Origin of the sequence: Kitasatospora papulosa, from assembly GCF_000717245.1 — a bacterium.
GTDB classification, from domain to species: Bacteria; Actinomycetota; Actinomycetes; order Streptomycetales; family Streptomycetaceae; genus Streptomyces; species Streptomyces papulosus.
This window is the reverse complement of the sequence record NZ_JNYQ01000011.1, coordinates 69,005-95,849: the sequence shown is the minus strand read 5'-3', so window position 1 is coordinate 95,849 and position 26,845 is coordinate 69,005. Positions and strand designations below refer to the sequence as shown.

At 70.2% G+C, this 26,845-nt stretch carries 21 protein-coding genes; 6 read left to right on the top strand and 15 right to left on the bottom strand.

The window, feature by feature from the left end:
• Window positions 1–421: 421 nt before the first annotated feature.
• On the top strand, window positions 422–2,173 hold the full coding sequence (locus IA22_RS0125090) for a sensor histidine kinase (RefSeq protein ID WP_030124903.1): 1,752 nt from the start codon (window positions 422–424) through the stop codon (window positions 2,171–2,173).
• On the top strand, window positions 2,170–2,847 hold the full coding sequence (locus IA22_RS0125085; protein WP_014153639.1) for a DUF7342 family protein: 678 nt from the start codon (window positions 2,170–2,172) through the stop codon (window positions 2,845–2,847). The genes IA22_RS0125090 and IA22_RS0125085 overlap by 4 nt, the downstream gene beginning before the upstream one ends.
• Window positions 2,848–2,886: 39 nt before the next feature.
• Here the strand turns inward: IA22_RS0125085 and IA22_RS0125080 are convergent, their stop codons facing one another.
• The 3 genes from IA22_RS0125080 to IA22_RS0125070 form a co-directional block, all read right to left on the bottom strand.
• Window positions 2,887–4,479, bottom strand: coding sequence for a solute symporter family protein (locus IA22_RS0125080; protein ID WP_014153640.1), 1,593 nt, complete (start codon window positions 4,477–4,479; stop codon window positions 2,887–2,889).
• Window positions 4,476–4,949, bottom strand: a complete 474-nt coding sequence (locus IA22_RS0125075) for a DUF485 domain-containing protein (RefSeq protein WP_030124902.1) — start codon at window positions 4,947–4,949, stop codon at window positions 4,476–4,478. The genes IA22_RS0125080 and IA22_RS0125075 overlap by 4 nt, the downstream gene beginning before the upstream one ends.
• A 425-nt stretch (window positions 4,950–5,374) precedes the next feature.
• A complete protein-coding gene (locus tag IA22_RS0125070) occupies window positions 5,375–7,501 on the bottom strand; it encodes a DNA gyrase/topoisomerase IV subunit B (RefSeq protein WP_014153642.1) in 2,127 nt (708 codons plus the stop codon).
• 432 nt (window positions 7,502–7,933) lie between these two features.
• Between IA22_RS0125070 and IA22_RS0125065 the strand changes: the two genes are divergently transcribed.
• Window positions 7,934–8,167, top strand: coding sequence for a DUF7455 domain-containing protein (locus IA22_RS0125065; RefSeq protein ID WP_014153643.1), 234 nt, complete (start codon window positions 7,934–7,936; stop codon window positions 8,165–8,167).
• Between the two features lie 116 nt (window positions 8,168–8,283).
• On the opposite strand, the gene IA22_RS0125060 is transcribed toward IA22_RS0125065, so the two are convergent.
• From IA22_RS0125060 to IA22_RS0125035, 6 genes are all read right to left on the bottom strand, one after another.
• Window positions 8,284–9,114 (bottom strand): S1 family peptidase, encoded by an 831-nt coding sequence (locus IA22_RS0125060; protein ID WP_030124901.1) that lies wholly within the window; start codon window positions 9,112–9,114, stop codon window positions 8,284–8,286.
• A 156-nt stretch (window positions 9,115–9,270) separates the two neighbouring features.
• On the bottom strand, window positions 9,271–10,818 hold the full coding sequence (locus IA22_RS0125055; protein ID WP_014153645.1) for an RNA polymerase sigma factor: 1,548 nt from the start codon (window positions 10,816–10,818) through the stop codon (window positions 9,271–9,273).
• Window positions 10,819–11,140: 322 nt separating this feature from the next.
• Window positions 11,141–12,007, bottom strand: a complete 867-nt coding sequence (locus IA22_RS0125050; protein ID WP_030124900.1) for a FadR/GntR family transcriptional regulator — start codon at window positions 12,005–12,007, stop codon at window positions 11,141–11,143.
• 191 nt (window positions 12,008–12,198) lie between these two features.
• On the bottom strand, window positions 12,199–13,971 hold the full coding sequence (locus IA22_RS0125045) for an ABC transporter ATP-binding protein (protein ID WP_030124899.1): 1,773 nt from the start codon (window positions 13,969–13,971) through the stop codon (window positions 12,199–12,201).
• Window positions 13,972–14,116: 145 nt separating this feature from the next.
• Window positions 14,117–14,881 (bottom strand): NUDIX hydrolase, encoded by a 765-nt coding sequence (locus IA22_RS0125040; protein WP_014153648.1) that lies wholly within the window; start codon window positions 14,879–14,881, stop codon window positions 14,117–14,119.
• A 133-nt stretch (window positions 14,882–15,014) separates the two neighbouring features.
• Window positions 15,015–16,361 (bottom strand): DUF4192 domain-containing protein, encoded by a 1,347-nt coding sequence (locus tag IA22_RS0125035; RefSeq protein ID WP_030124898.1) that lies wholly within the window; start codon window positions 16,359–16,361, stop codon window positions 15,015–15,017.
• Window positions 16,362–16,471: 110 nt separating this feature from the next.
• Here IA22_RS0125035 and IA22_RS0125030 point away from each other — a divergent pair, with 110 nt between their 5' ends.
• Window positions 16,472–18,643, top strand: a complete 2,172-nt coding sequence (locus IA22_RS0125030) for a RecQ family ATP-dependent DNA helicase (RefSeq protein ID WP_014153650.1) — start codon at window positions 16,472–16,474, stop codon at window positions 18,641–18,643.
• A gap of 217 nt (window positions 18,644–18,860) precedes the next feature.
• Complete coding sequence (locus IA22_RS0125025) at window positions 18,861–19,493, top strand: hypothetical protein (RefSeq protein WP_030124897.1); 633 nt, start codon at window positions 18,861–18,863, stop codon at window positions 19,491–19,493.
• Window positions 19,494–19,553: 60 nt separating this feature from the next.
• Here IA22_RS0125025 and IA22_RS37185 read toward each other — a convergent pair whose 3' ends face one another.
• The 6 genes from IA22_RS37185 to IA22_RS0124995 all read right to left on the bottom strand — a co-directional run bounded on the left by IA22_RS37185 (window position 19,554) and on the right by IA22_RS0124995 (window position 26,109).
• Window positions 19,554–20,204: a hypothetical protein gene (locus IA22_RS37185; protein WP_030124896.1), complete on the bottom strand. Its 651-nt coding sequence runs from the start codon at window positions 20,202–20,204 to the stop codon at window positions 19,554–19,556.
• A gap of 60 nt (window positions 20,205–20,264) precedes the next feature.
• The gene (locus tag IA22_RS0125015; RefSeq protein ID WP_030124895.1) at window positions 20,265–20,975 is read right to left on the bottom strand and encodes a ribonuclease HII; all 711 of its coding nucleotides are present in this window, start codon (window positions 20,973–20,975) and stop codon (window positions 20,265–20,267) included.
• A 694-nt stretch (window positions 20,976–21,669) separates the two neighbouring features.
• Window positions 21,670–23,511 carry a DUF4153 domain-containing protein gene (locus IA22_RS0125010; RefSeq protein ID WP_030124894.1) on the bottom strand — a complete coding sequence of 614 codons (1,842 nt, stop codon included), beginning with the start codon at window positions 23,509–23,511 and terminating at the stop codon, window positions 21,670–21,672.
• Window positions 23,512–23,826: 315 nt separating this feature from the next.
• Window positions 23,827–24,738, bottom strand: a complete 912-nt coding sequence (locus IA22_RS0125005; RefSeq protein ID WP_014153655.1) for an ADP-ribosylglycohydrolase family protein — start codon at window positions 24,736–24,738, stop codon at window positions 23,827–23,829.
• A gap of 12 nt (window positions 24,739–24,750) precedes the next feature.
• Entirely contained in the window at window positions 24,751–25,410 is a 660-nt protein-coding gene (locus IA22_RS0125000; protein WP_015579033.1) for a histidine phosphatase family protein, read from the bottom strand.
• Window positions 25,411–25,488: 78 nt separating this feature from the next.
• Window positions 25,489–26,109: a YdbC family protein gene (locus IA22_RS0124995; protein WP_014153657.1), complete on the bottom strand. Its 621-nt coding sequence runs from the start codon at window positions 26,107–26,109 to the stop codon at window positions 25,489–25,491.
• Window positions 26,110–26,307: 198 nt separating this feature from the next.
• Here IA22_RS0124995 and IA22_RS0124990 point away from each other — a divergent pair, with 198 nt between their 5' ends.
• Entirely contained in the window at window positions 26,308–26,841 is a 534-nt protein-coding gene (locus tag IA22_RS0124990; protein ID WP_015579032.1) for a TerD family protein, read from the top strand.
• Window positions 26,842–26,845 lie beyond the last annotated feature (4 nt).

The following is a 26,845-nucleotide window of genomic DNA, read 5'->3' as shown; positions in this document are numbered from 1 at the left end:
AGCGCAAAAAACGCAAGAAGATTGCGTTACTGCGGATACTTGTAGAACGCTCACAGATCGAGGGCGCGAGGGCAAGGGTCCTGCTGCCTGTCGGCCGACCGGCCCGGAGCAGCGGAAGCGGAAGCAGAAGGCCGGACAGCTGCCGGGCGGCGGTACACCCCCGTTCCAGCGACCGAGCCGCGCAAGCGGGCGGACACGGTGACGCAAGGAACGGGGTGCGCACAGGGCTCCGGGCTGCGGGACGGCCGGCAGTCGCTCGGCCCTCGCCCGGGGCACCGTCGCCCGGGGGCCTGTCGGCCGGAGGGGGACCGCCGACCGGGCGGTGACTGCGGGGTTGCCGACCGACAGGGGTGGGTGACCGCGAGGGCTGCCGACCGACGGGGATTTCGGTGAGCACGGTTCGCCCCTTACCGTTCGTACGATGAGCCCCCCATCGACCACCTCCCGGGGACCACGCCGGATCGGCTGGCCGAAGCGGGTCTTCTCGCAGGTCCTGCTGATGCAGCTGGCCATCATCACCGGCGTCACGGTCCTCGTCACGGGCCTCTTCCTGGCTCCCCTCAGCGACCAGCTCGACGACCAGGCGATGCGCCGCGCCCTGGCGATCGCGCAGAGCACGGCGGCGCAGCCCCGGATCGCCGACTCTCTGCTCGCCACCGAGCCCCGCCCGGACGGCCCCGTACAGACCGCGGCGGAACGGGTCAGGCGGTCGACCGGCGCCGAGTACGTCGTGATCATGGACAGGCGGGGCGTGCGCTGGTCCCACCCGGACACCTCGCGCATCGGGGACGTCGTGTCCACCGACCCCAGCACGGCTCTCGCCGGCAGATCCGTGATGGAGATCGACAGCGGGACGCTCGGCCGCTCGGCCCGCGGCAAGGTACCGCTGCTCGACGGGTCGGACCGGATCGTCGGCGCGGTCTCGGTCGGTATCGCCTACGACAGCGTCCGGGCCCGGCTGCTCGCCGCGATCCCCGGACTGCTGGCCTACGCGGGCGGAGCGCTCGCCGCGGGAGCTCTCGCCGCCTATCTGATCTCCCGCAGACTTCAGCGGCAGACCCACGACCTGGCGTTCTCCGACATCTCGGCCCTCCTGACCGAGCGTGAGGCGATGTTGCACAGCATCCGCGAAGGTGTGGTCGCGCTCGACCGCACCGGGCGCATCAGGCTCCTGAACGACGAGGCCCAACGCCTGCTCGGCCTCGGCCCCGACGTCGCGGGGATGCATCTCGAAGAGGCTCTGGGCGAGGGCCGGACCACCGACGTGCTGGCGGGAAGGGTGACCGGCGACGACCTGGTGGCTGTCCGCGGCAGCCGGGTCCTGCTCGCCAATCGGATGCCCACCGAGGACGGCGGGGCCGTGGCCACGCTGCGCGACCGTACGGAGCTCGAGTACCTCGGCCGCGAACTCGACTCCACCCGCGGTCTGATCGACGCACTCCGCGCCCAGGACCACGAACACGCCAACCGGCTGCACACCCTTCTGGGACTGCTGGAACTGGAGATGCACGACGACGCCGTCGAGTTCGTCACGGAGGTCGTCGGCGTCCACCGGGCAACGGCCGAGCAGGTCACCGAGAAGGTGCACGACCCCCTGCTCGCCGCTCTCCTGGTCGGCAAGGCCACCGTGGCCGCCGAGCGCGGCGTCGCCCTGCGGATGGCGGAGGAGTCCGTGCTGCCGGACCGGCTGGTGGATCCACGCGGACTCGTCACGGTTCTCGGCAACCTGGTCGACAACGCGCTGGACGCGGCCGCGGGTTCCGCGGCCTCCCGGATCGAGGTCGGGCTGAGGGCCGACGGCCGTACGGTGGTACTGCGGGTGCGTGACAGCGGCCCGGGTATACCGGCCGATGACCACGAGTCGATCTTCATGGAGGGGTGGTCGACGAAGGAACTCCCGGCGCACGGCAAGCGCGGCCTGGGACTGCCTCTGGTACGGCGGCTCGCCGAGCGGCAGGGCGGCAGCGCGTCCGTGTCGGATTCGCCCGAGGGCGGAGCGGTCTTCACCGTGGTCCTTCCGGAGGCCCTGCGCGAACCGGACCGGCCCGGCGCCCTCGGACCGGGGGCGAACGGCCGGCAGACGAATCCCGTCCGGGGCGATGCCGGCGAGCGCGGGGACTCCGGCCGCGCGTCCGCGCCCGTACGCCCCCCGACGTCAGGAGAAACCCCATGATCGAGGTTCTGGTCGTGGACGACGACGTACGGGTCGCCCGGATCAACGCGGCCTACGTCGCCAAGGTGCCCGGCTTCCGGGTGGCCGCGGTGGCCCACACGGCGGCCGAGGCTCTCGCCAGGATCGACGACGTTCCCGTCGATCTGATCCTGCTCGATCACTACCTGCCGGATCGCAACGGGCTGGCCGTGGTGCGGGAACTGCGCGGACTCGGCCACCACACCGATGTGATCATGGTGACGGCCGCGCGCGACGTCGCGACCGTCCAGGCGGCGATGCGCCACGGAGCCCTCCAGTACCTGGTGAAGCCGTTCGCCTTCGCCGGTCTGCGTACCAAACTGGAGGCGTACGCGGCGCTGCGCCGCAGCTTCGAGGGCGGTGGGGACGCCGAGCAGACCGAGGTGGACCGGCTGTTCGGAGCCCTGTGGACCACGGGCGGGTCCGACCTCCCCAAGGGGCATTCGACGACGACCGCGGAACTGGTCCGTCAGGCCCTCCGTTCGGCCACCGGGCCGCTCTCCGCGCAGGAGATCGCGGAGAGCGCCGGGATGAGCCGCCAGACGGCGCAGCGCTATCTGAAGCTGCTCGAACGCACGGGCAGGGTGCGGCTGTCCCTCAAGTACGGCGAGACGGGCCGGCCGGAACACCGGTACACCTGGGCGTCCGGCGCCTGACGAGGCCGCTGCCGCGGCCCGGGCCCGAGCGGTCCGGCCTCAGGCCGCCCCCGCCCCGGTGAGGGACCGGACCTCCGTCTCCGCGTGCTTGGCCGGGTCGGGCGGCTCGGACGAGGTGACCGTGCCGAGCCAGCCGGCCAGGAAGCCTGCCGGGATCGACACCAGCCCCGGGTTCTCCAGGGGGAAGAGCGCCAGGTCCACACCGGGGAAGAGCGACGTCGGACTTCCTGAGACGACGGGTGAGAGCAGGACGAGCAGGACGGCGGGGACGAGTCCGCCGTAGACCGCCCAGACCGCGCCCCTGGTCGTGAAGCTCCGCCAGAACAGGGAGTAGAGCAGCGCCGGCAGGTTGGCGGAGGCAGCGACCGCGAAGGCCAGCCCCACCAGGAACGCCACGTTGAGGTCCTGGGCGAGAAGACCGAGTCCGATGGCGACCACTCCGACGCCCGCCGCGGCCACGCGGGCCACAGCCACTTCGCTGCGCGGCTTGGCTCCCCGGCGCCTGAGCGAGGCGTAAAGGTCGTGGGCGACGGAGGCGGAGGAAGCGAGGGTGATCCCGGCGACCACGGCGAGGATCGTGGCGAAGGCGATGGCAGCCACGACGGCGAAGAGCACCGTGCCTCCCGTGGAACCCTCTCCACCCCCCAGAACGAGCGCCAGGAGCGGAACGGCGGTGTTCCCGGACGCGTTGGACGTCCGCACCTCAGCCGAACCGACGAGCGCGGCCGCTCCGAACCCGAGGACGACGGTCATCAGGTAGAAGCTGCCGATCAGCCCGATGGACCAGACGACGCTGCGTCTCGCCGCACGTGCGGTGGGAACGGTGTAGAAGCGCGACAGGATGTGCGGCAGGCCGGCCGTTCCGAGGACGAGCGCCAGACCGAGACTGACGAAGTCGAACCGCGCCGTCCAGCTCCCGCCGTACCGGAGCCCCGGCGAAAGGAAGTCGCGCCCGTGTCCGCTGCGGTCGGCGGCGGACGTGAGCAGGGCGTTGACGTCCCCGTGGAACCGGACCAGCACGAGCACGGTGAGGGTGACGGCTCCGGCCATCAGCAGGACGGCCTTGACGATCTGGATCCAGGTCGTCGCGCGCATACCCCCGAGCGACACATAGACCACCATGAGCGCTCCGACCCCGACCACGGTCCACGCCCGGACGGTGTCGCTCGTGCCACCGAGCAGCAGCGCGACGAGGCTCCCCGCACCCACCATCTGAGCCACCAGGTAGAGAACCGAGACGGTGACGGAGGAGATGCCCACCGCGGTACGCACCGGCCGCTCCGCCATCCGCGCGGCGACCACGTCGGCGAGCGTGAACCGGCCGCAGTTGCGTACGAGTTCGGCGACCAGGAGCAGGACGACGAGCCAGGCCACGAGGAATCCGACGGAGTAGAGCATGCCGTCGTAGCCGTACAGGGCGATGAGCCCCGAGATGCCGAGGAAGGACGCGGCGGACATGTAGTCACCCGCGATGGCGAATCCGTTCTCCATGGGCGAGAAGAGCCGTCCGCCCGCGTAGAACTCCTCGGCCGAACCCTGCCTCTTCCGGCCGACCCAGGTGGTGATGCCGAGCGTCACGGCGATGAAGACGCTGAACAGCAGCAGCGCCAGCGTCTGATGGTCCCCTCTCACCGTTCGGCACCTCTCGTCATCTCCTGCGTCTCCCAGCGGAGTTCGAGAGCGACACGGTCACGGTGCAGACGCGCGTGACGGGCGTACGCCCAGGTGAGCAGGAACGTGGTGAGGAACTGCCCGAGACCGGCCACCATGGCCACGTTGAGCACGCCGGCCACCGGCCGCGCCATGAGGTCGTGCGCGGTGGTCGCCGCGATCACATAGGCGAGGTACCAGAGCAGGAAGGCAGCGGCGGCGGGGGCCACGAACCGTCGGTAGCGACGGCGCACTTCGCGGAAGGCCGGGCTGTCCTGCACCTCCAGATAGACCTCCGCCGCTGTGTGGCCGCGCCGTTCCACCGGCCGGGGCCGCCCGTCGGCCGCCGTGGCACCGGCACCGTCGGGCTCGCTCCACCCGGCAGCCGACGCCTCGTCCCACGGGTCGTCGAGCCGTAGCACAGCGGTGTCCGGCCCTGCTTCCTTCTCCACCGACAACTCCCTTGTCCACGAGCCTTTTCGGCCGCGTAGCCAAGAATGGGCAGATCGGGAAGACCTCGGGCACTTCATCCGCCGTGCTTCACCATTTCAGGTGACGGAAGGGCCGGGTGGGTGCGCCAGGCCGGGGCCGTACGCATAGCGCGCGGCCCCGGGCCCGTGGGCCTCGCGGCGATGCCGTTGGCGCGGAGCGGGGTGCCGGCCCTGCGCACCGGGAGGACGCGGAAAAGGCCGAGAACCGACGGACGACGAGCGCGACAACCGCGACGATCGCCAGGACGTCGAAGGGCTCCGGCACGACAGCCTCCGAGTGGCGTGAAGATGCGATGTCTTCGACGCTGCGGAAGCGCGGGGACCACGGGATCGGCTCCTGGGCCGACCGTGGGTGGAGAAGAGCTCTCCACCCACGGGTGGAGCCGTCAGACGTCGATACGCGAACGGTCCAGGGTGGCCGCGGAGCTGGTGATGAACTCCTTGCGCGGCGCGACCTCGTTGCCCATCAGCAGATCGAAGATCTGCTCGGAGGACTCCAGGTCGCCGATGTTGATCCGGCGGAGCGTGCGGTGGCGCGGATCCATGGTGGTCTCCGCCAGCTGGTCCGCGTCCATCTCGCCCAGGCCCTTGTAGCGCTGGATCGAGTCCTTGAACCGGACGTTCTTCCGCTGCAGCTCCAGCAGGGTCTGCCGGAGCTCGTTGTCGGAGTAGGTGTAGACGTACTTGTCCTGGCCCTTCTTGGGCTGCACCAGCTCGATCCGGTGCAGCGGCGGCACGGCCGCGAAGACCCGTCCCGCCTCGACCATCGGCCGCATGTAGCGCTGGAAGAGCGTGAGCAGCAGCGTACGGATGTGAGAGCCGTCGACATCGGCGTCCGTCATCATGATGACCTTGCCGTAGCGAGCCGCGTCGATGTCGAAGGTGCGCCCGGAGCCCGCTCCTATGACCTGGATGATCGCCCCGCACTCGGCGTTCTTGAGCATGTCCGACACGGACGACTTCTGGACGTTGAGGATCTTTCCCCGGATCGGCAGCAGCGCCTGGAACTCACTGTTCCGGGCCAGCTTCGCGGTGCCGAGGGCCGAGTCGCCCTCCACGATGAACAGCTCGCTGCGCTCCACGTCGTCGCTCCGGCAGTCCGCGAGCTTCGCGGGCAGCGAGGACGATTCGAGCGCTGTCTTGCGGCGCTGTGCGTCCTTGTGCTGGCGGGCGGCGATGCGGGTGCGGGCAGCGGCCACCGCCTTGTCCAGTACCGCCCTGGCCTGGGCCTTCGCGTCACGCTTGGTGGACGTGAGGAAGGCCTTCAGCTCCTTGGAGACCACATTGGCCACGATCCGGTTGGCGGCCGAGGTTCCGAGCACCTCCTTGGTCTGCCCCTCGAACTGCGGCTCCGCGAGTCGCACCGTGACCACCGCGGTCAGGCCTTCCAGCGCGTCGTCCTTGACGATGTCGTCCTCGGCGACGCGCAGCAGCTTCGCGGACCGCAGGACCTCGTTCACCGTCTTCGTGAGGGAACGCTCGAACCCGGTGACATGGGTGCCGCCCTTGGGGGTGGCGATGATGTTGACGAAGGACTTGAGGTTGGTGTCGTAGCCCGTGCCCCAGCGCAGCGCGATGTCGACGCCCAGTTCGCGGGTGACCTCGGTCGCCGTCATGTGGCCGCGGTCGTCCAGGACCGGAACGGTCTCCTTGAAGGTTCCCGTTCCGCTCAGGCGCTGTACGTCGCAGACGGCCTTGTCCTGCGCCAGGTACTCGCAGAACTCGCTGATCCCGCCGTCGAAGCGGAAGGTCTCCTCCGTCTTGCCCTCGCCGTCGACGCCACGCTCGTCGCGTACGACGATGGTGAGACCGGGCACGAGGAAGGCGGTCTGGCGGGCCCGCTGGTACAGCGTCTCCAGATTGAGCTTCGCGTCCTTGAGGAAGATCTGCCGGTCCGCCCAGTACCGCACCCGGGTACCCGTCCGCGTCTTCGGCACGCGCTTGCCCTTGCGGAGGCCGTTGGCCGGGTCGAAGGGGCTGTCGGGCCCCTGCTCGGTGAACATGCCCGGGACACCGCGCCGGAAGCTGATGGCGTGGGTCGCGCTGTTGCGGTCGACCTCGACGTCCAGCCGGGCGGAGAGCGCGTTCACGACCGAGGCGCCGACGCCGTGCAGGCCGCCCGACGCCGCGTACGAGCCGCCGCCGAACTTTCCGCCGGCGTGCAGCTTGGTCATGACGACCTCGATGCCGGAGAGCCCGGTCTTCGGCTCGACGTCCACGGGGATGCCGCGGCCGTTGTCGCGGACCTCGACGGAGGCGTCGTCGTGGAGGATGACCTCGATGGTGTCGCAGTAGCCTCCGAGAGCCTCGTCGACGGAGTTGTCGATGATCTCCCAGAGACAGTGCATGAGTCCGCGGCTGTCCGTCGACCCGATGTACATCCCGGGGCGCTTACGGACGGCTTCGAGCCCTTCGAGGACGAGAAGGTGCCGCGCGGTGTAGTTGGAGCTGTCCCTGTCTGCGCCGCCTGCTCCGGTCAGCAGCGCAGTGGACGGCACGGAATCGGCGGTCACGCAGTTCGCTCCTCGCTGAATTACTTTTGGGGCCCGGTGGGTGGCGGGCTCGGCCTCGGTGGCCGCTGAGAGCCTACCGAGGCCTGGTAGAGCGGTTGTAACGCCACCCAGGGGGAATCCTCATGCTAGTGCAGCCTCGCATACACGTTCGATCATTCGTCAGGGTGACGTGCACATCACGTTCCCTTCGAGGCATGAACCATTTAGGCTCCGGGCACGTCCTCATGAACAACCGGCAACCCAGCCGGCGGACCGGCCCACACAAGCAACGCGAAACCGTAGCGCTACGCAATACGGCACATTCGCCGCCAACCGGCGACAGACAGCCATCCCGAGAAGAAGTTTCGAAGAAATGCCACGAGCGGGAACGTTTTCGGCCTGGTTGGATGTTGACCCTGGTACGACAGCTCGTCGAGCTAGAGAAGAGGCGACGTGACTACTGTTCTGACCCCCGCGAGCCCGCTGACCGCAGCAGACCGCTGTGACCGTTGCGGCGCCCAGGCCTATCTGCGCGTCGTCCTGATCAGTGGCGGTGAACTGCTCTTCTGCGCCCACCACGGACGCAAGTTCGAGCCGGAACTCAAGAAGATCGCCGCGGAAATACAGGATGAGACGGACCGGCTCACAGCCGTACAGGCAAGTGCCGCCGACGAGGAACAACACTGACACCTCGCATCCACGACGAGCTACGGGCACGGTCCAGGACCGGCCGGCGGGCGGCCTCCCCCAGGGGAAAGCCGCCCGTTCTCGTACCGTCGGCCGTGTCGGCGCGGCCCCGGCGGTCAGTCGCCTGCGGCCATCCACCGGATGGCCGCGGACACCCGTGTGTACACCCCGGGGCTCTCCGGACTCCCGCAGCCGCTCCCCCAGGAAACCAGCCCCACGAGGCGCCCACGGGCCACCAGAGGGCCTCCGCTGTCCCCCTGGCACGCATCCCGCCCACCCCGGGTGTCACCGGCGCAGAGCATCGATGAGGCGTCGTACGCGCCCTGTGTACCGCCGGGGTAGGCCCGGACGCAGTCGCTGTCCGGCAGTACCCGGACCTTGGCGGCCCGCAGCACGGGCGCGTAGGCCCCGTACCCGGTCGTATCCCCCCAGCCGTACACCGTCGCCGCGGTGCCCGGCTCGTACGCGGGACTCCCGGCATCTGCCATCGGAATGACGCTGCCCGCGGGCAGGGCCCGGTCCAGAGTGAGGACCGCGAGGTCGCCCGCGTTCGTGTGGGGGTCGTAGCCGGGGTTGGTCCATGTCGAACGCACAGGGACCTCCTGCCCCCCTGGCCCGTCCAGCTCGTCCCGCCCGGCGATGATCCGAAGATCCGTGACCTCGGCGACGGCAGACCCCAGGACGTCCTCTCTCAGGCAGTGCGCGGCTGTCAGCACCTTGGTGGTCGCGATCGCGACCCCTCCGCAGAACTGACCGGCGCGGGTTCCTCCGAACCGGTCACGGCTCGACAGCGCCACGGCCCAGGGGCTGGCCTCGACCGGCACCGCCTGTCCGCCGACGATGATGCTGTCCGCCACGGCCGAGGCCGGAGGGCCGAGGGGTATGACCGCCGCCGTGACCGCCAGAGTGCAGGCGGCCGGGAGGACACGTACCGGAATGCGGGGCATGGAGGCTCCTTACGCCGAGGTGAGCAGTGCCCACTCAGCGTCATCCGCGCCGGTGCCCGCCGCACGCGGACACCCACAGGGCCCCCTACGCGGACATGGGCAGGGGGCCCGGAACCTTCCGGTTCCGGGCCCCCTGCCCATGTGCGTACCGACGATCTAGTCGAGGTAGTCGCGCAGCACCTGCGAACGCGACGGGTGGCGCAGCTTCGACATCGTCTTGGATTCGATCTGCCGGATGCGCTCACGCGTCACCCCGTAGACCTTGCCGATCTCGTCCAGGGTCTTCGGCTGACCGTCGGTGAGACCGAAACGCATCGAGACCACGCCTGCCTCGCGCTCGGAAAGCGTGTCGAGCACGGAGTGCAGCTGCTCCTGGAGGAGCGTGAAGCTCACCGCGTCCGCGGGCACGACCGCCTCGGAGTCCTCGATCAGGTCTCCGAACTCGCTGTCACCGTCCTCACCCAGCGGGGTGTGCAGAGAGATCGGCTCGCGGCCGTACTTCTGGACCTCGATGACCTTCTCAGGGGTCATGTCGAGCTCCTTCGCCAGCTCCTCAGGAGTGGGCTCACGGCCCAGGTCCTGGAGCATCTGGCGCTGCACCCGGGCGAGCTTGTTGATGACCTCGACCATGTGCACCGGGATACGGATGGTGCGGGCCTGGTCGGCCATGGCGCGGGTGATCGCCTGGCGGATCCACCACGTCGCGTACGTGGAGAACTTGTAGCCCTTGGTGTAGTCGAACTTCTCGACCGCGCGGATCAGACCGAGGTTGCCCTCCTGGATGAGGTCCAGGAAGAGCATTCCGCGACCGGTGTAGCGCTTGGCCAGCGAGACCACGAGACGGAGGTTGGCCTCCAGCAGGTGGTTCTTGGCGCGGCGGCCGTCCTCGGCGATGATCTCCAGCTCGCGCTTGAGCTTCGGTGCGAGCTTGTCGGAGTTCGCCAGCTTGTCCTCGGCGAAGAGCCCGGCCTCGATGCGCTTGGCGAGCTCGACCTCCTGCTCGGCGTTGAGGAGGGGAACCTTGCCGATCTGCTTCAGGTAGTCCTTGACAGGGTCGGCCGTGGCGCCGGCGACGGCGACCTGCTGCGCGGGTGCGTCGTCCTCGTCGTCGTCGGAGAGGACGAAGCCCTTGTTCTCGCCCTCGCCCTCCTCTTCCTCGCCCTTGCCGGCCTTCACTTCCTCGACCGGCTCGTCGCCGTCGAGAAGCTCGTCGTCCTGCTTGCCGGCCTTCTTCGCCGCGGTCTTCTTGACCGCGGTCTTCTTCGCGGCGGTCTTCTTGGCAACCGTCTTCTTGGCTGCCGTCTTCTTCGCAGGAGCGGCAACGGCGGCGTCGTCGGCCGCCACGTCCGCGCTCGGGGCCGTCGGGGCGGCAGACGCCGCGACGGTGCGCGTCACGGTCGTCTTGGCGGTGACGGTCTTGGTGGCGGTGCGCTTGACCGGGCTCTTCGCTGCGACGCTCTTGCGGGCGCGCTTAGGCGACTCCGCGGCACTGACCATCAGCGTCACACCCTCTTCCTCGAGGATCTGGTTGAGGCTGCGCAGAACATTCTTCCACTGGGTTGGCGGAATCTGGTCAGCCTCGAAGGCCCGACGCACGTCATCGCCGGCGATCTGCCCATCAGCCTTTCCCCGCTCGATGAGCGCCATCACAGACTCGGACTCGGCGATCTCCGGCGGGAGCGTACGGGATGTGCTGGCCGACACGAACAACCTCTCGGAACGATGGAAACGGCTTCCGGCCCGGCCCTGGGAGGGCTGGAACCGACGACCGTCGGCTGGGGATGTCGCCGACGTCGCGGGCTTGGCCTCAGAACTGCACAGCGCACTGCGTGGCTGCTGTATTCCTTCCGCGGCGGTCACCTCTTAGGTCATCGCACTGTTTCGAGGAGTGTTACGCCCAATTCGCGTGGCCCCAGTCACACCTCATTCGCGACAAACAGAACGAAAGGTCACATTTCCGTGTAATCATGCCGCCGAGCCGCTCAGGCCCGACGGCACACGGTCCGTATACCCGGTCCCGCAGCGCTCAGTGCTCGCGAGGCGCAGGAACCACCCGTTCTCCGTCGGTGTGACCGATCAGCAGCTGCCGCATGGCGGTCTCGGCAGCGGCGGAGTCACCCGAGGCGAGGGCCTCGACGATCCGCGCATGGTGGCCGAGAGAAGCCTCGGCGGGGCGGTCACAGCCAGTCACGGGCCCGCCGGAGACGTGCAGGGCCGCCGACACGATCCCGGAAAGGTGCTCCAGCATGCGGTTCCCCGCCGCCTGGATCAGCAGGGCATGGAACTCGGCATCGGCCCGGGAGAACGTGATGGCGTCCCCCTGCCCCATGGCGTGCCCCATGATCTCGATCATGTCGCCGAGACGCTGCTGAATGTCCTCGCGTCCGTGACCTGCGGCCAGCCGGGCCGCGAGGGGCTCGATGACCCACCGGAGGTCGTCCAGTTCGCGACGCTGGTCGTCCCGCTGAGGGCCGAAGGCGCGCCATTCGATGATGTCGGGGTCGAGCAGGTTCCAGTCACTCACCGGCCGGACCCTCGTACCCACATTCGGCCGGGCGCTGACCAGCCCCTTGGCCTCGAGAACGCGAAGGGACTCCCTCACAACGGTGCGGGAGACCTCGAATCGCTGGCCGATCTCCTCAGGGACGAGCGGGCGGTCGGCACCGAGGTCACCGGAAACGATCATCTGCCCCAACTGCTGGACCAGTTGACCGTGAAGTCCACGGCCGCGACTGGCCGTGCCGCGCCGGCTCGCCCGCCCCAGCTCGGATTCGGCGCCACCCCAGGAACGGAGGGCGGCGCGCTCGCCGGCCGGCGCCTCCGTGTAGGGGTAGCGGTCGAGTTCGCCCGGGCCGGCGAGGCCGGAGTCGGCGGAGCGGGCGGCGGTCATCATGGTGTGCGCAAGGGTACTCACGCATCCTTTGTCGGCGTGGCTCACCCGCCCCTTGAGGTCTTTGCTGAAAAGCACACGAAAGGGTGATCGCCACTCCCCTCTCAATTGACGGGTTACCGGCAGAAATCACATCTTTTAAGGGTATTTGTCCGTTGCTGCCTGCCGTTCTGCCTCGAGCATCACCGATGTGGTCACCAACGGGCCTTCCCGCGAAGGCTCGTGAACACATACGCACAGACCAAGGCGGACAGCGACAAAGAGAGAGCCAACCCCGCAGGTTGGGCGACAACCCGTACGGCGACCATGGCCCATCGGTCCGTCTCGTACGGCCACTGCAGCCAGCCGAGTTCACGCAGTCGCCCCGACAGCCCGCCGATCGAGCGGGCGGACGGCGCCTCGAGAAGCTTCTGCATCAGCGGTACGACGAGCACGGGAACCGCCAACACGGCCGCGACACCGGCGACGGCGAGCCGGAACACTCCGGCCCCCAGCAGCCCCGCCCAGGCGCATCCGACCGACAACCCGGCCCAACTCAGTCCCATCTGAGCGGCGTTCTCCGGCACGCGGACCAACTCCCCGCCGTACACGAGACGCAGGGCCTGGGCGTCCGCCAGCACCGCGAGCAGGGCGAGCAGCAGCGCGACGCCCGCCGAGACCGCCAACTTGGCGATCAGGAGGCCGAGGCGGCGTGGCACCGTCCCCCGCCCCGCGGCGAGCGCCGGATAGCGGAACTCGTCGCCGAAGGAAAGGGCGCCCAGCAGTCCGGCGGCGAACGCGACAGGCGGTAGAGGCAACACGTCGGGCCAGGCGACCAGCAGGTCGGGAAGGGGCACCTTCCCGGAGCGGGCCAGCAGCACGGACAGAGCTGCGGAGACGGCCAGAACAGCCACCATGATCAGAGCGGTTGTCCTGACCCCGAAGAGGCGCCGCAGTTCGTACCGCAGCGGCCGGAGCGGACCCCGAGCCGGGCCCACGAGGATCGGAGGGGGTAGTTGCGAGACCGCCACGGTCGATGCGGGGCTGGGGAGGACGGCCTTCACCGACCCGCCTCCCGACGCGCCACCGGGGCCGCCGTCAGGGACCGCCACCGGGCCGGCATCCCCGGTCTCGTCGGCGAGCTGGTGCACCGGGACACCGTGCCGGTACGCCGTGTCCCCGACCTCCGCGCAGCTGCTGCCGTACACCGACAGCCTGCTGCCGCCCTCGGCCACCACCTCGACCGAGCGCCGGGCCGCGCGGGCCTCACGGCTCACCACGGAGGCCAGCCTGGCCGCGTGCGGGGTACGCACGGCGACCCGAGGTCGCAGACGGGTGCGGGAGAAGTCGGCGACGTCCTGGTCCGCGACGAGGCGCCCCCCGTCGATGGTGACCACACGGTCGGCCGCGCGTGCCGCCTCCTTGGGATCACCGGTCGTGTGCAGGACAGTTCCGCCCTCCGCCGCGTGTGCGCGGAGCAGTCCGTGGATCCAGCTCCTCTCGCGCGGCGAGAGCCCTTCGGCCGGCTCGTCGAGAACGAGCGTATGGGGGTCGCCGAGCAGCGCGGAGGCGAGCCCGAGCCGTCGGTCCATCCCTGCCGAGAGGGTTCCGATGCGCTGATCCCCCAGCCCCGCGAGCCCGACGACCTCCAGCAGGTCGTCGGCTCGTGAAGCGGGAACCCCGGCTGCGGCGCAGAGCATGCGGAGTTGGCCACGCGCGGTGCGTGCCGGATGGCCCGGTACGTCTCCGAGCAGCACCCCGACCTCACGGGCCGGGTGACCGATGCGGTGCAGCGGACGCCCTCTGAAGTAGGCGACCCCCCTCCCCGCTTCGAGTTCGAGCATCAGACGAAGGGCCGTGGTCTTGCCGGAGCCGGGAGCCCCGAGCAACGCGGTGACGCTGCCGGGCCGGGCTTCGAAGGTCAGGTCGTCCACGACGGGCGGACCGTCGCGGCGAGGGGTGCTGGTGAGTCCGATGGCCTGGAGCATCGCTTCCCTCGAGAAGGGTGAGACCGCCTGGCGGCAGGGCGGGATACCCGAGCAAGATAACGCGACATTTCGGACTTTCTGTGTACTAGTGCTTCTGTGGGCGTTCCGCAGGTTCGTCTCGCGTGAGCGCCCGGCTCCGGGCCCGTCAGACTTCCGGCCTCAGCATCGGAGGATTCAGCACCGTCGCCGCCCCGGCCCTGAAGAGTTGTGCGGGGCGTCCTCCCTGACGTGTGGTCGTCCCCCCTGACGGGACCAGGAAGCCTGGAGTACCCGTGACCTTACGGTGGAAATTGCGGGGGTCCAGGACCACGCCCCACACCGCCTCGTACACCCGCCGCAGCTCGCCGACCGTGAACTCGGGCGGGCAGAACGCCGTGGCCAGCGAGGAGTATTCGATTTTCGAGCGGGCCCGCTCCACGCCGTCCTCGAGGATCCTCGCGTGGTCGAAGGCCAGTGGTGCGCTCTGCTCGTCCTCCCGGGCGAAACCGCCGCCGGGTCCGAGCAGGTCCCCGACCGAGGCCCAGCGGGCGCTGTTCGCATCACCGCCCGCCCGCGGTGCGGGAAGATCGGGCGCAAGGGCGAGGTGGGCGACGCTGACGACTCTCATGCGGGGGTCGCGGCCGGGGTCGCCGTACGTGGCCAACTGTTCCAGGTGCGCGCCGTTCCCTGCGGCCGGGGCGGTCGGATCGTGTGCGCAGAGCCCCGTCTCCTCGACGAGTTCACGCGCCGCCGCCGCACCGAGATCCTCATCGGCTCTGACGAATCCGCCCGGCAGCGCCCACCGCCCTTGGAACGGCGATTCGCCTCGGCGTACCACGAGCGCACAGAGTGCGTGACGTCGCACCGTGAGGACGACCAGGTCGACGGTGACGGCGAAGGGCGGGAAGGTCGACGGGTCGTAGGGCGGCATGCCGAAATCATAGTCGTCTTCCTGACGATAAACACGCCCTTCGCGACACCGGTTCCCTCCCGGGTCCGGCTCTTGCCTCCCGACATCGGTATGCCCGGCATGGGACTTGGCCCGCCCCGGGAAAAGCGGTCGGTCACTCGCGGCTCCTGGCTCCGCGCTGCCCCAGCGGTCGCCTGTCACGGGCGTGGCCCCGGCCAGCGGACGAGCCCGGGCGGGAGGAAGCACCCGGTGCCCGCCGATGCGTCCCTGCGCTCCTCCGCCTACCTGCCGCAGCGCGCGCCGGCCGCGGCCCGGACATCCGCTCCGTCCGCCGTACGCCTTCCGGCCCAGGAGCACTGTCGTCGCTGCGCCCGTCACGCACCACGCGCTCGCCGCGGAGACAGCGACGCAGAGTCTCCGGGTCCAGGCCCTGATTGCACGCCTGGTGCAGGAGTTGAGCGAACGTGTAATCAGGATCGGCCCGGAGCGCGAGCCCCAGAGCCACCCGCGCGGCGGCCTCGTCGCCGCTGGACCAGGAGACCCAGCCGGCCAGGGTGAGCGGGGCGGCGGCGTGTTCCACGTAAGGGCCGACGCACCGACGGGCGAGGGCCCGCCACAACCGCAGTGCCGTGTCGGCCTCGCGGCCCTCCATCCACTCGGCGGCCCGGTCCCTCGTCTCACGGTCCTGCAGCCCGAGAATCACGGCCGCCGCCTCACCGGAAGTGATCAGGCCGTCGTCAGCCCTGTCCGCTTCGGCGGGAGCTGCCACCGGTGCGCTCCCGAGGCGTTCCATGAGGTCACGCGCGACCCTCAGGGTCTCCCCCGCCACCTCCCCGCGGCCGTCGACGTCGAGGATGCGGGAGACAAGAACGGCGCCCGCCGAGTCGAGGGCCCGCTCCTGCTCCTGTGCCGCTGCTGATTCCCACGGCAAGAGCCTCGCCTCCATGTCCCTCAGCGATCCGCGCACCTGGACACCGGCGTACGCGGCCGCCGCCGCCATCACCGTGGTGCCGGGGAGCGCCAGCGGGTTGCCCTCGGCCGGGCAGCAGCGGGGATCGGGGCAGCAGTACGACCAGTAGCGGCCGTCGGAGATGCACAGCGCCTCGAGTACGGGAACGTCGAGCGCCCCGCAGGCCCTGCGCAGGCGCTGCGCGAGCGGCCTCAGCCTCTCCATGGTCTGAGAGGCGCTCTCCCCCTCGGCCGGGTCCTGACAGAGGAAGACGACGATCGCGTCGGGGCGCGTGTCGCGCTGCTCGCTCCCCTCGATCAGGCTCTGCGCCAGCTGGTCGGCGACCGGAGCCCACTCGCCCGGGTCCTGGGGAATGCCCAGCCTGAGCCGGCCGCCGAAGCGGCCCCGGCCTCCGTGCAGGGCCACCATGACCACACTGTCGTTCGGATGGAAGCCCATGAGATAGGGCAGGGCGTCGGCAAGTTCCGCGGGGCCGCGCAGGGTGATCTGCTGCACGTCGGACGGTCCGGAGGTTGCATCGCGCTTGTTCATGGCTCGACCGTCCCGTGGGGCGCCGATTTCCGCGACCCCTGTGGATAACTTTGTCCACAGGAGTCGGCCACCGTTCGCGGTTTGTCGTAGGCATCGGGTTGCATGGGGACATGACCAACGCAGACCGCGCAGAACTCAGGGCCTCGGCCGATTCCGTACTCGCCCGACTGGTCGGGGACACCACCGGCACGGCCCGGCTGCGCGAGGACCAGTGGCGGGCCATCGAGGCCCTCGTCGCCGACAGGCGCAGAGCCCTGGTCGTCCAGCGGACGGGATGGGGCAAGTCCGCGGTGTACTTCGTCGCCACGTCACTGCTGCGCGCTCAGGGAAGCGGACCGACAGTGATCGTCTCCCCCCTGCTCGCCCTGATGCGTAACCAGGTGGCGGCGGCTGCGAGGGCCGGCATCAGCGCCCGCACGATCAATTCCTCCAACACGGAGGAATGGGACACGGTCCAGGCAGAGGTGGCGGCCGGCGAGGTGGACGTCCTGCTGGTCAGCCCGGAGCGCCTCAACAATCCCGACTTCCGCGACCAGGTGCTGCCTCGCCTGGCCGCTGCCACGGGTCTGCTGGTGGTCGACGAGGCGCACTGCATCTCCGACTGGGGTCATGACTTCCGCCCGGACTACCGGCGGCTTCGGACCATGCTCGCCGATCTCCCGGCGGGCGTCCCCGTGCTCGCCACGACGGCCACCGCCAACGCCCGTGTGACCGCGGACGTCGCGGAGCAGCTCGGCACGGGAGCCGGCACGGACGCCCTGGTGCTGCGGGGGCCGCTGGACCGGGAGAGCCTCAGCCTCGGCGTCCTGCAACTGGCCGACGCGGCGCACCGGCTTGCCTGGCTGGGTGACCACCTCGGGGAGCTGCCGGGCTCCGGCATCATCTACACGCTCACCGTCGCAGCCGCCGAGGAGATCACCGCCTACCTCCGCCAGTGCGGGCACCCGGTCACCTCGTACACCGGCAGGACGGAGAACGCGGACCGGCAGCAGGCCGAGGACGATCTCCTGGCCAACCGGGTGAAGGCCCTCGTGGCCACGTCCGCGCTCGGCATGGGTTTCGACAAGCCCGACCTCGGGTTCGTCGTGCACGTGGGGTCGCCGTCCTCGCCCATCGCCTACTACCAGCAGGTCGGACGCGCGGGGCGCGGCGTCGAGCATGCCGAGGTCCTGCTGCTCCCGGGCAAGGAGGACGAAGCCATCTGGCAGTACTTCGCCTCGGTCGCGTTCCCTCCGGAGGAGCAGGTCCGCCGGACTCTCGATGTGCTCGCCCAGGCCGGCCGTCCCCTGTCGCTCCCCGCCATGGAACCGATGGTCGATCTGCGGCGCACCCGCCTGGAGACGATGCTCAAGGTGCTCGACGTCGACGGTGCGGTGAAACGGGTCAAGGGCGGCTGGATCTCCACGGGCGAACCCTGGGTCTACGACTCGGAGCGTTACGCCTGGGTCGCACGGCAGCGGGCCGCCGAGCAGCAGTCCATGCGCGACTACGCGTCGACGACCGGTTGCCGCATGGAGTTCCTCCGGCGCCAGCTGGACGACGACGAGGCCACCGCCTGCGGACGCTGTGACAACTGCGCCGGTGCGCGCTTCGACGACAAGGTCTCCACGGCCGCTCTCGACGGGGCTCGCGGTGAGCTGGGCCGGCCAGGGGTGGAGGTGGAACCACGCAAGATGTGGCCCACGGGGCTCTCCGCGGTGGGTGTCGATCTCAAGGGCCGGATCCCGGCGGGCGAGCTGGCCCATTCGGGCCGGGCCCTGGGCAGGCTCTCGGACATCGGCTGGGGCAACCGGCTCCGTCCGCTGCTGACGGCACAGGCACCGGATGCTCCGGTCCCCGACGACGTGTCGAGCGCGGTGGTCACGGTGATCGCGGACTGGGCGAAGGGGCCAGGCGGCTGGGCATCGGGGGCTCCGGACGCGGCACCCCGGCCGGTCGGTGTCGTCACGCTCGCCTCGCGACGGAGACCGCAGTTGGTCCACTCGCTCGGCAGCCGCATCGCCGAGGTCGGACGGATGCCTCTGCTCGGTACGGTCACCTACGCTCCGGGGTCCGAGGATCTGCGGATCTCGCAGACCAACAGCGCGCAGCGGGTCAAGACACTGCACGAGACACTCGTCGTGGAGCCCGCGCTGGCGGAGGTTCTCGCAGCCGCAGGAGGGCCCGTCCTGCTCGTGGACGATCTCTCCGACACCGGATGGACGCTGGCCGTGGCGGCACGACTGCTCCGACGTGCGGGAGCGGAGGGGGTGTTTCCGCTGGTCCTCGCGGTTCAAGGCTGACACCTGGCGTTGTTCGTCACCGAAACGGGCAGGGATATCCGTGTCATTCCGTCAGATACCCGTCAGCCGAGCCAATTGCTCGTTGCCGCCTGCCCATACGACAGGAAGAATTGGACGCGCTCCCCGCACGGTCTTTTCGCGGGCCCGGAAGGGCTGTGCCGCGGCGCGCCCTCATTCGACCCTGCCCGCACCGTGGGCGCGTAGCGAAGGGAGGACCGTGACCTTCGGATTCGCTCCGTCCGCAGCCACCTCACTGTCGGCGTCCGCCGGCTCCGTCAACCACGTCGCCAGGATGCTCGAACCGGCCGAATGGGCAGCGGCAGGCATACCTCTGCTGCGCAGTCCGCGTGAGGTCGTCAGCGGCCTCCACGCGCGGCACCGGCCGACCCCGGCCACCGCGGTCGTCGCCGTACTCGACCATGAGGAACGCCTCACGGCCAGCGCCTCGTTCGTCAAGCGCTCCACGGCGCCCGCGGACGGCTGGGAGTTCCGCAACGCCCTGCTGGCGCATCTGCGCCGGGTCATCCCGCACGACCTGCGCCGCCGCACCCCGGTGCGCACCGCGGTCCTGCTCTACTGCCGCGAAGGCGACGAACGCTGGACGGAGGAGGACGGCGCATGGATGTGGGGGCTCAGGGACGCCTGCACGCTGCACGGCCTTCGCTGCGGTGCCTACATCACCCTGACGCGCGGAGGCTGGCAGGTGCTCGGCGAGGGCCGGGGCGGTCGCAGGCCGACGCTGCTGTCCAGGCCGTCGCCCCTGGCGGACACCTCCACCGACCACGATCCCGTTCCGCTGCGCACCGGCGGCGGGGCCGCCCAGGCACTGCGGCGGAGCGCCGCCCGGTGAAAAAGGACGTGGGCCCCGGACGTCGTCACAGACGACGTCCGGGGCCCACGGACCAACGGTTCAGACCGCCGCACCCAGTGCGGAGTTGATCTTCTGCGGGTCTCCGCACACGATCAGCAGTCCACAGGATCGTTCCCGCAGGCCGGACAGCGCACGGGCAGCCGTTTCGTCGAGGTCGCCGTTCACGGCGACGACGACGACGGAACGGGAGGCACAGCGGTCGGCATTCGCCATGTCGGCGAAGAAGACGTCGTCACCCGCCTCGTGCTGCGCCCAGTACGCGGCCTCTCCGAAGGAGAGTTCGTGAGCGGCCCAGGGATGCTGTTCACCGGTGGTGAGCACCACGATGCCGCCGGGTGCCTGACCGGAGTCGAGCAGGAGGTCGACGGCCTCGTCGGCAGCTTCGACCGCCCCGCCGGCGGTCGCCGGGATCAGCTGGAACTGTGCTGCGGAAGTCTCCGCCCCCGGCTTGCGCACGGCAGGAGCAGCTGCCGAGGCCGGGGCTGCGGGAGATACCGGGGTGGGGTGCGGGCGCTGCGCCGGGGGCGCGGGCCGCACGGGTCCACGGCCCGGGCTTCCGGGACGCGGTGTGGCCGCGGAACGCGGGCCGGGTACGGGACGGGGGGTCGGCGCGGTACGGCCGGCGGCCGGAGTGACGCGGGGACCCTGGGCGCTCTCGGGAATCTGAGGCTCCTCGGGGATGAGAGGCATGAATGGTTGTCTTTATCACTGCCGACGCGAAGACGTCGGCGGACGGGTGCGCCTGCGCGATCAGAAATCGAAGCCGAGCTGGCCCCCGCTTTCCAGTGCCGCCGCCTCGGCGGAGAACCGGACCTTCTTCAGGTGCTGCCACCTGGGCAACGCGTCGAGATAGGCCCAACTGAGGCGATGGTGAGGCGTAGGCCCCCGCTCCTCCAGCACTGCCCGGTGCACCGGTGACGGATAACCGGCGTTCGCGCCGAAGGCGAAGTCTGCGTACTGCCCTGATTCCGCGCCCAGTTCGGCCATCATCGTGTCCCGGTGGACCTTGGCGATCACCGAGGCCGCAGCGACGGCGATGCAGGACTGGTCCCCCTTGATCACCGTACGGACGTTCCAGGGCGGGCCCAGGTAGTCGTGCTTACCGTCGAGGATCACGGCGTCAGGCCGAACGGGCAGCATGTCCAGCGCCCTTGTGGCCGCGAGACGGAGCGCCGCGGTCATACCCACGTCGTCGATCTCCTGTGGCGACGCGTGTCCCAACCCGTAGGCCGTGACCCACTTCTCGAGGGTCGGGGCGAGTTCCGCCCGGCGCTTGGGAGTGAGCAGCTTGGAGTCGGTGAGGCCCTCGGGGGGCCTGCGGAGACCGGTGACGGCCGCGCACACGGTGACGGGGCCGGCCCACGCTCCGCGTCCGACCTCGTCGACACCGGCGACGGTCCTGGCACCGGATGTGGCGCGCAGTGAGCGCTCGACGGTGTGCGTGGGTGGTTCGTACGGCATGGCGCCTGCCAGGTTACGCCGATGGCCACGGCAAGAACACCCCGGGGCACCGTCCAACAGTTCGGCACGCCTCCGGCCTCGCCCGGAACGCCGCGAACCCGCGGCCGTCGACGACGCACCGCTCACCGGCACCACTCCGCCGCAACAACGGAACGACTGCGCTGCCGGCCGATCGCACCTCCCGCACCATGGCCCGCACTTTCACTTTTGCACATATGCGCGCGATCGTCTGCAGACATCGGAGACCGCACATCGGAGGTCCGCCTCCAGCGCCTGATCGGAGATGAAATGCACTTCGTGGGCCGCGCTGGACGACTCGGCCGGAGCGGCGCACCACCACCCGAACACGCCCTTGCGACACCATCCGATCACCGAATAGCGGAAGCGAACGTCGGCTTGCCGAGTGATTCCGTCCATCGGCCGACCCACCCGGGCTGGCCCAGCGCAGGCCGCTCCCCACCGGGCACCGGTGGCGGCAGGTGCGTCGAATGCATCGGACCATCCCATGACGATTCCTCGAACATCTGCCTCGCCGGGAGTTGTTCGACAGGCGAGCGGCTACCTGATCGGGGGCGGGCGCCGGGAGCCGTGCCGCCTACCCGGGCCAAGGTCAGGCCCCGGACCAAGGCCAGGGCCAAGTCCGGGGCAGGCCCCAGGCCCGGGCCCGGAACCGGTCCAGGTCCCGGTCCGCCCCTCAGTACGGATCGTAGGAATCGTCCTCCTCGAAACCGTCCCGCTCGTCGGCGTCCCGGCCGAGGTCGTAGCAGCGGGTCCCCTGGTGCGCCGCGGGATGCTCCTCGAGGATGTCCCGGGCCCTGGCTTCGCCCCAGCTCGTGGCATACCACGGAGCGTCCCGGAGGCCGAGGTCACGCTGGACGTTCTCCAGCGCGCAGGACCTCAGAGGTTCCGGCAGCTCGTTCAGAGCCGGCACGGCATCTGCGGAGAGTCCCTCGAGGTACTCGATGTCGATCGTCCCGCCGTTGCCGTGCCGCTGGACGTTCTGTTCGGCGATCAGTCCGTCGGGCGAGATCAGCCCGAAGGCGAGCACACCGACGGCCGCGCTCACCATGACCGCGCGCGGCAGCAGCCTGGCGCCGAACACCCCGGCCGCGAGGATGAGCACCAGCACCACGCCGAGCCAGAGCTCGACGGCGGCAACGGAGATCCGGAGCCGAGTCAGGCCGAAAGCGTCCACGTACAGGTCCATGCGCCGCAGCGCGGACGCCACGACGACGAGCGTGAGCACGCACAGGACACCCAGAACGCCCCGGACCAGCGTACGGTCACCCGCCTTGCCCCGCGGAGCCCAGCGCAGGGCCAGCGCGATGACGAGCAGGGTCAGCACAGTGGCCCACAGCAGCTGCCAGAAGCCCTGCCGTGCGTACTCGGCGGGCTTGAGACCAGTCTCTTCCAGCACCTTGTCGTATCCGCCGAGGAGAACGACGAGCTGGAGTCCGATGAAGACGGCGAAGAGCAGGTTGAGCACGATCAGCGGCAGTGCCCATTCCGCCCGGTTCCTTGCCTTGCCCGGTCGGACGGTGATGCCGTCCCAGCGCACCGGTGCCGCGGCACTGTAGGCGGCGGCGAGCGCTCCCAGGAGACCGAGGACGAAGAGGAACACGCGCCAGGGGCTGTCCCCGATCGACATGTCGGGGGTGAGGCTGCCCAGCAGATCGGCGAAGGCGGCATCCGCGGACGCGAAGAGTGTGCCGAACACGATGAGCAGGACGACGGCCACGGCCGTGGTGCGCGCCACGGTGCGTACCCGGCCGCGGGAGTCGTCCGCCCGGGCGCGCACTCCGCGCCACCCCCAGCGCACCCCGCCCGCCACGGAGGGAAGCAGGCCCACCGACCCGAGCAGCACGCCCGGCCAGCTGCGGCTTCCGTGCAGGGCCAGCGAACCCAGAGCGAGGGCCGACACCATGGCGAGGAACACCGGCCACCCCGCATCGCGAAGGGCGGGGACCGCCAGGAGCATCAGCCCGCCCAGCGCCCAGACCGCGGTCCAGGGCCGCAGTCGGCGTCCTGCCGAGCGGGCCGCGAAGAAGGCTCCCAGGGCTGCGGGCACGGCAACGATCAGCAGGTTGAGACCCAGGCCGTCCCCGAGCAGCAACGCACTCAGAAAGGCGGTGGCGAGGACCGACCAGAGGGTGCCCGGTCCGATCGCGGGCGGGGAGGCTGCCCGCAGCCTGGTCATCACACCGGGTGGCTGCTGCCCGCGGCGCTGCCAGGCGTCCGCCGGCTGTGCGGGCCGGAGGTAGGCAGGCACCTTCGGCACGTCCGGGCCGACGTTCTGCGGTGGAACCGACGGACCGGAGGCCGGCGCCGCGGCTGCCCTCGCCCGGCCAGGCCCCTCGGAAACGGACGCGGACACGGGCTCGGACACGGACACGGGCTCGGGCCCGGGCGTGTGCGTGGTGACGGACGCGGGCTGTCCCGCGCCACCGGGCTCCGCAGAGCCCTCGGCCCCCGCCCCTCCACCGGACTCCGGCGGCACATCGGGTCGGCTGGACGCATCGGACGACTGTTCGGACATGGGACCCCTCCCCCACCGAGGTCCGCTCGCACGGCTCCATCGCGGCGCGTCGGCCCCGGCGTCTCTAGGCGCGCACCCACCAAGATCGATGAGGGCGGCGTGGGCGAAAGAGTAAGTCCCGTTCGGGTTCTTCGGCCGACCAGGTCCGCCCCTGTGGCAGGACCGTGACAGTAGAAGTGCCAGGACGAGATGCCGGCCTCCCGGGCGACCGCCCCCGGAGCGCAGCCCCTCCGCCGGACGGTCAGCAGTGCACCCGAGGCGGCGATCGACGCTCCACCCGAGGCGGCGGCCGACAGTCCGCCGGAGACCTGGAACTCAGCGGCGCGCAGGAGCCGACGGGAGCCAATCGGGGAGTTCTTCCGTCCGGGCCAGCCACTCGGCCGGAGGCGCACCGACCGGTTCCGCGGCGACGATGCCGCCGACGATGGCGCAGGTGGTGTCCACGTCGCCACCAGCCTGAGCAGTCACCCAGAAGGCCTGTTCGAAGTCGCCGAGGCTCCGTGCCGCGGACCAGAGGGCGAACGGCACCGTGTCGTGCGCACTCGTACGACGCCCGTTGCCGAGCACCGCCGCGACCGTCCCCGCGTCCCGGTAGTCGAGCATGTCGCGCGCCCGTCGCAGCCCGGCGCCGACCGCGCTGCGCGGGATCAGGGCGACCACACCGTCGATCAGGCCCTCCGGCGTAGGCGGCCGCCCGGGCGCGGCCACAAGGGCGGCCGCCGCCGCGACGGCCATGGCACCCACCACGGCCTCGCGGTGCTGATGGGTGGTGTACGAGGAGACCTCGGCCTGATGGGTGGCCTGCTCCGGATCGTCGGCGTACCAGGCACCCAGCGGGGCGATGCGCATCGCCGAACCGTTGCCCCAGGAACCCTGGCCCTGGAAGAGCGCGGACGCCAGCTCGCGCCAGTCCCCGCCTTCCCTGACCAGCCTGAGCAACCGGTTGACCGCGGGCCCGTAACCCCGGTCGAAGTCGTGGTGGCGGGCGAAGGAGTGGGCGAGCGCGTCCTGGTCGACGCGCTCGTGCGCGGCCAGCACGGAGAGTACGGAGGAGGCCATCTCGGTGTCGTCGGTCCACTGCCAGTCGCCGGGCGGCAGAGCCCGGTTCTTGAGCAGGGGGTAGTTGGCCGGGACGAAGAACTGGGAGCCGAGGGCATCTCCCACGGACAGTCCACGCAGGCTGGCCAGAGCGCGTTCGAAGCGGTCGTAAGCGGAGTCAGCGGTCATCGCTCTTCCACTCTATCCGGTGCTGCCGTACGGCTCAGGGGTGCGCCACTGCGCGAAGGGCCGGTCGAGCGTGTAACGGCCGTCCTCGCCGAGCAGCAGTGTCCGCGATTCACCGTTCCCAGGATTGGACAGGGACTCGAACTCCGCCACCGACCAGTGGAACCAGCGCATGCAGAAGAGCCGCATGGTGAGCCCGTGCGTGACCAGCAGGACGTTCGGCGGATGGTCCGGCGCCTCGAAGCTGCGGTGGAGGCTCTCCAGGAACGCGTCCACCCGGTCGTACACGTCGGCCCCGGACTCGCCCTGCGCGAAGCGGTAGAAGAAGTGTCCGTAGGCGTCCCGGTAGACCTTCTGCAGCCTGACGTCGTCACGGTCCTGCCAGTTGCCCCAGTCCTGCTCGCGCAGCCGGGGCTCCTCCCTGACGCGTACGTGTCCCGGTACGAGATCGAAGGCCCTCAAGGTCTCGTGGGTGCGCCGGTAGGGCGAGACGTAGACGCTCACACGCTCGTCGCCGAAGGTCTCACGCAGGCGGAAACCCGTGGCCCGCGCCTGGTCGAGGCCCTTCGCCGTGAGCCTCAGGGCGTGGTCCGGCTCGCGTTCGTAGACCGTGTCGTCTGCATTGCCCTCGGATTCACCGTGCCGGACGAGAACGATGCGTTGCGGTCGTGCCATGCACCGACCCTAGATGCCGTCCGGTGATATCGAGCACCCGTGCGGGCCCCATCGGGCGTATGTGACCAAGGAAACGGCCTACGCGCGCTCCGGTCGGACGGTCCACGACGGCTCGAGCTGCACCACGTCCCCGGTGAGCGCCTCGACGTCCCGTTCCGTCTCCGCACGCGCCTCGAGCCGGGCCGCGCTCCCGGGGCGGTACTTGCCGCGTTCGGCGCTCGACTGCCACATGGAGAGCACCAGGAACTCCGGACCCGGCGCTTCCCCGAAGACTCCGCGCAGCATTCCCGGGGAGCCCGCCATGGCCGGATTCCACACCCGTTGCTGCATGAGCGCGAAGTGGTCGACGCGGTCCTCGTACACCCGGCTGTGCGCGATCCTGACCACGTCCGCGTCCGTGAAGTCCGGCTCGAATCCGGTCTTCACGTCGAAGCGGTACTCGAAGAGCTTGACCTGCATGTCCTTGTACGTGCCGGCCTGCGGGGCCGCCAACCGGTCGTGCGCGCGGGCCATGAACGAGTCGTAGAAGACCCTGTTCTCCCAGAAAGCGAACACGTGGGCGACATCGGGCTGCCGTCGGCTCCACCCGCCGCTCTGCGTCCGGAATCCCGGCTCGCCGAGCAGTCCCGCCCACTTCCGCTGCTCCCGCTCGAAACCGTGGCGGTCGACCACGGTGCAGCGAATCCACTTGACCAGCACCGAGCCATCGTACGGCGCCCGGCGTGGCGCGGGTCACGCTCTGGGCGGCCCGGGGCCTGCGTGCGCCGTGTGGCGCGCCCTCCGGCCACACCGTGGCCCGAAAGTGCCGTCCATTTCCAACACGGTTGGTTTCACCGACAGTTACGGACATGATCTGAGGATGGATGAGGCCCGTGGATCCAGCAGCGAGGAGGCCGTGTGATGAGCACCCCCAACAAGGACATCGAGAAGGTCGAGGTGAGGGTCAAGTGGGACCCCAGCGCCGCCGGTGAGCCGGCCAATGACCTCGACATCATCGCGGCCACGTACGGGACGGACGCGCCCTACGGCAGCCCTGCCTATCTCGTGCACTTCGACAGTCGGTCACCGGACGGGACGATCACGCTGAACCGCGACAGCCGGACGGGGCAGGGCTTCGGCTTCGACGAGGTCATGACGCTGGAACTGGACCGGTTGTCGGACGCCTACGCCAGGGTCGTGGTGGGCGTGGCCATCCAGCAGCGCGACGGCCGCAAGACCTTCGACCGGATAGCGCACACGGCCGTGCAGATCCGCGAGGGCTACACGACGCTGGCGGAGGACGACTTCTCCTCGGTGGGGAGCGCAACCGCCGCGGTCGTCGCGGAGTTCGTGCGGGACTCCTCGGGCTCCTGGGGCTTCCGCGGGGCCGTACGCGGATTCGACGGCGACCCCGATGCGTTCGCCTCCGTGATGGGGAGCCGCGCGGGCTGACCCA